The following is a 3,665-nucleotide window of genomic DNA, read 5'->3' on the forward strand; positions in this document are numbered from 1 at the left end:
TCCTGTAGGACGAGATTTCTCCACTCGCTTGCCGACTCGCTCGGTCGAAATGACGAGCGATGGATAACTCGGGGGAGTGGCCAAGCGCGGGGGCTTGGCCACTGGCGGCGCGCAGGGGCGCCGCATCGGAAAACGCGGGAACCGTTACTCCGTGATGGAGAAGGGCATGCCGTGGACGGGCATGGCGAACCCGTACCCGGTGTACGCGTCGCCTGTCTCGACGACCGTTCCGCTGAAGCCCTCGAGTGCGAACAGGTACTCACCCGGAGGCGCGTCGGCATTCACCATGAGGTACACCTCGATGATGAGGGCGGCACCTGCAGGGACAACCATGTCGACGCCGATGGTGCGCCTCGAGGCGAGCCCGGGGACATCGGCGGTGGTTGTTGCGAACGGCTCTTCCCAGTGTATCTCGTGGCTGCGGTACGACGCCCGGTACACCGTGACGACAACATCGTTGGCGAGTTGATCGAAGTTCGTGTACATCGCCCACTCGTCGCCACTACCGTTTACGTCTACGATGCTCCGTGTGGCGATCTCGATGTGGTCCAGGGAGATGTCGCAGTTGCTGCCACCGATCTCGGCCACGAACACGCGCTCGTGCTCGTTGGGGTCGGGGTTTGCTGCGGGCACGAGACCCCAGACGCGCGCTTTGAGCTGCGTACATCGCATGGGCTCCGGCTCGCTCACGTGGAACGAGAGGCCCAAGAGCGGGCCACGGAGGCCGTGCGTGCGATCCCCCGTGTCGAAGCTGGCACTCCCACCGACGACGCTGAACAGGTACCTGCCCGATGCCGCCGGTCCGAGCTCCGCGAAAAGCCCAATGATGCGGCTCTCGTGCGCGGGGACCGCGATCGGATCGTAGGTGCTCCACGCGAGCGCGCCCACGGGGGTGAGCGACAACTCGGTGGTCAAGGCATCTGCAGTCCGTCCGCCCGGAGTCACGTCAGCGGGATTGCCTGTGGCGATGCGCGTCGAGGCGAGGAGCGATGTCGGGCCACTGAGCGGCACCGTGTATCCCTCCTCCGTCTGCATGCGCAGATCGAAGGTGACGCTCTCCACGGTGACACCGCAGTTGCCAGCGGTCACCGTCGCGGCGACGCCGAGGAACTCGCCCTCGGGATCATCCACCGGCCCGACGTTCACCACGAGAAACGTTGGCTCCTCGCACGCCGGAACCTCCCGTACCTTCGGGACGCGCGTCCAGGTATCCTCCTGGCCGAACGTGTTGCCCGCGCCGAAGCCCAGTTCTTGCTCACCGGTATTGATCTCGATCGTCCCGGGAGTCACCTCGCCGGGCGCGTCGCAATGCGACTGCTGGGCCTCCGTGCCGCACGCCGCGGCAATGAGTGCCACTCCAAGCATCATCGTACGCATCTGCGAACTCCTCTCTCGTTGTGAATGGGAGGATCAGTCCTCCCCCGAACCTTCCAGTCCCTCCGTCATCTCGAGCGAGTCCGCGAGTCGAGAGATCTCACACGCCTCAAAAAATTGGGGCTGGTGAGATTTCTCCCTTCGGTCGAAATGACGAGCGGTGAAAAACTCGGGGGAGTGGCCAAGCGCGGGGGCTTGGCCACTTATCCTACAGCATGTGCAGCGGTTGATCGCTGCTGTTGTGCTCGATGATGAGCTCATCACACCGCGGACCTTCGCAGCCGATGATGTCCTCGACATCGAGCTTGTACACGGGGCCACATACGGAGGATCGTGCGCGGCAACGATATTCCTTGCCCTCCAGCAACGGGGAGGCGCGGATGTACACCGTAGAGTCGTCCACGACGACCGATCCGTACACGCGGCCGCCCTTCGTGACGAAAACATCCTTGAATATTCTGCTGCGCTGGACGCCGTACCGGTACAGGTCGCTGTCCACTCGCTGCGCGGTCACTGCGAGACCTCGCTCCATCACCAGGGGCGTGATGTCCTCAAATGTGTAGAGCAGGATCACGCGCGGAACTTCGGACTCGAAGTCCACGATGAGGTGGCCGGACCACGGCATCATCGTGCTCTCGTTGACGGGCTTCTGCGTTGCCGCACATCCGCTCGCCATCATGGCGAGCACGAGCACAAATCGGCACATGTGTGTCTCCTTTCTCGGTTGTGAATAAGAGGATCAGTCCTCCCCCGAACCTTCCAATCTTCCGTCATCTCGAGCGAGGTGCTCTACTTTCCCTCGTCATCTCGAGCGAGTCCGCGAGTCGAGAGATCTCGTGTTCCTGTAGGACGAGATTTCTCCACTCGCTTGCCGACTCGCTCGGTCGAAATGACGGGCGATGGAAAACTCAGGGGAGCGGCCAACCGAGGTTGGCCACAGGTGCGTCGGAACGACGCGTGGAAAGGAACTACTCGCCGATGGTGATCGCCGGCCCCAGGGTGGGGTTGTACTGATGGTACCGTTCGAAATCCGTGCTCATCGCCTTTGCGCCCGCGATGATGAAGCGGTAGGTACCAGGAATTGCGCTCGCGAGCGGCGCACCGGCAAGCGCGAACTTGAGCGAGCCGGTCGCGGGGATGCGCAAGCGCGTCCGAGGAGCGGGATAGGTGGTGCGATCGAACGGGGTGCCGAACCACTGCGACCCGTCCAACGTGAGACCCACATCGTCCATGCCGAGCCAGTAGCCGGTGTTCGCGTCCATGATCCCGAAAGGCCCGCCGCCGCAATCCTCACGCTCGCAGTCGCACGCGAACGTCTCGCAGATACTCGCGGCCACAAAACCGTTGCCCTCCTGACGCACGAGCTGCACCGTCACGGTATCCAGCAAGAGATCTTCCTCGCACGTGCCCAACAGCTCGAACGAGAACAACTGCTCCGAGAACGCTGGCGTGGTGAACACGAGATTGTTCGGTCCACTCGGCAGGATCGTCTCCTCCACACGGCACGACTCCGCCTCCGGTGGTCCAACGATCACGAACTGCCCGCCCCAGAAGACCTCGAACACGTGGGGCGCGGTACCATCGAGCGCGGTCGTCGTGAGCTGCTCGAGCATGAACTGGTACCTTCCCGGCTCTGCATCGTAGCGACGTTGGACCGAGACGTCCATGGACGCGGTGCCGCTCGCGGGAATGGGGAAGCCCTCGATGTGCGAGACGGTGAAGCTCTCGCCTGACCCGACCGCGTCCTCGTCGGGCTCGACGATGAGCGCCGCGCTCCTGTACGCGTCGCCCACGAGACCGAGGTCGAGAGATGCCATGGCGTCGCCGTGGAAGACATCGCGGACATCCACCTCGATCGCATCCGAACCTTCGTACTTCCACAGTCGGAGCGCGAAGGATTCGACCAAACGCGGGGCGCAGTTGCCGAAGTACTCGATCGAGAAGATGCTGCTCCGCCCGCAGTATCCGGCGTACGGACCCTCGTGCGTGCACCCAATACGCTGCTCGTAGTATGCTTGATGCTGCCGCGCTGTCACCTCACGGATGCACGAATCGCTGAGCGTCGCCGCCCCGACGGAACACGTTGGTTCCTCCGTCGCTTCCGACTCGCATGCTTCCAGCGTTTCCGTTCCGATGGTGAACTCCGGGCCGTGCGCGGGGAGGCCCGCGATGGTCACCGGCACGCCATCCTGCTCCACGCTGTAGGTGTTGAACGTGATGTGTTAGCGACCGGAAGGCGCGTCGCCATGCACGCGGGCGTACACGCTGAGGTAATCTTCGGCGTTCGCGGG

At 63.4% G+C, this 3,665-nt stretch carries 3 protein-coding genes; all 3 read right to left on the reverse strand.

What is annotated here, in order from left to right:
* Positions 1–144 precede the first annotated feature (144 nt).
* The 3 genes from Q7S96_02130 to Q7S96_02140 all read right to left on the reverse strand — a co-directional run bounded on the left by Q7S96_02130 (position 145) and on the right by Q7S96_02140 (position 3,572).
* The gene (locus tag Q7S96_02130) at positions 145–1,377 is read right to left on the reverse strand and encodes a hypothetical protein (GenBank protein ID MDO8463046.1); all 1,233 of its coding nucleotides are present in this window, start codon (positions 1,375–1,377) and stop codon (positions 145–147) included.
* 205 nt (positions 1,378–1,582) lie between these two features.
* Complete coding sequence (locus tag Q7S96_02135) at positions 1,583–2,080, reverse strand: hypothetical protein (protein ID MDO8463047.1); 498 nt, start codon at positions 2,078–2,080, stop codon at positions 1,583–1,585.
* 262 nt (positions 2,081–2,342) lie between these two features.
* Complete coding sequence (locus tag Q7S96_02140; GenBank protein ID MDO8463048.1) at positions 2,343–3,572, reverse strand: hypothetical protein; 1,230 nt, start codon at positions 3,570–3,572, stop codon at positions 2,343–2,345.
* Positions 3,573–3,665: the final 93 nt, after the last annotated feature.

This window comes from bacterium (assembly GCA_030647005.1).
In the GTDB taxonomy this organism is placed as follows: Bacteria; Patescibacteriota; Patescibacteriia; order JACPHY01; family JACPHY01; genus JAUSKG01.

Bases quoted from the DNA above. Each gene is read 5' to 3' on its own strand.
- Q7S96_02130 (MDO8463046.1), bottom strand. From the start codon at position 1,377: ATGCGTACGATGATGCTTGGAGTGGCACTCATTGCCGCGGCGTGCGGC.
- Q7S96_02135 (MDO8463047.1), bottom strand. From the start codon at position 2,080: ATGTGCCGATTTGTGCTCGTGCTCGCCATGATGGCGAGCGGATGTGCG.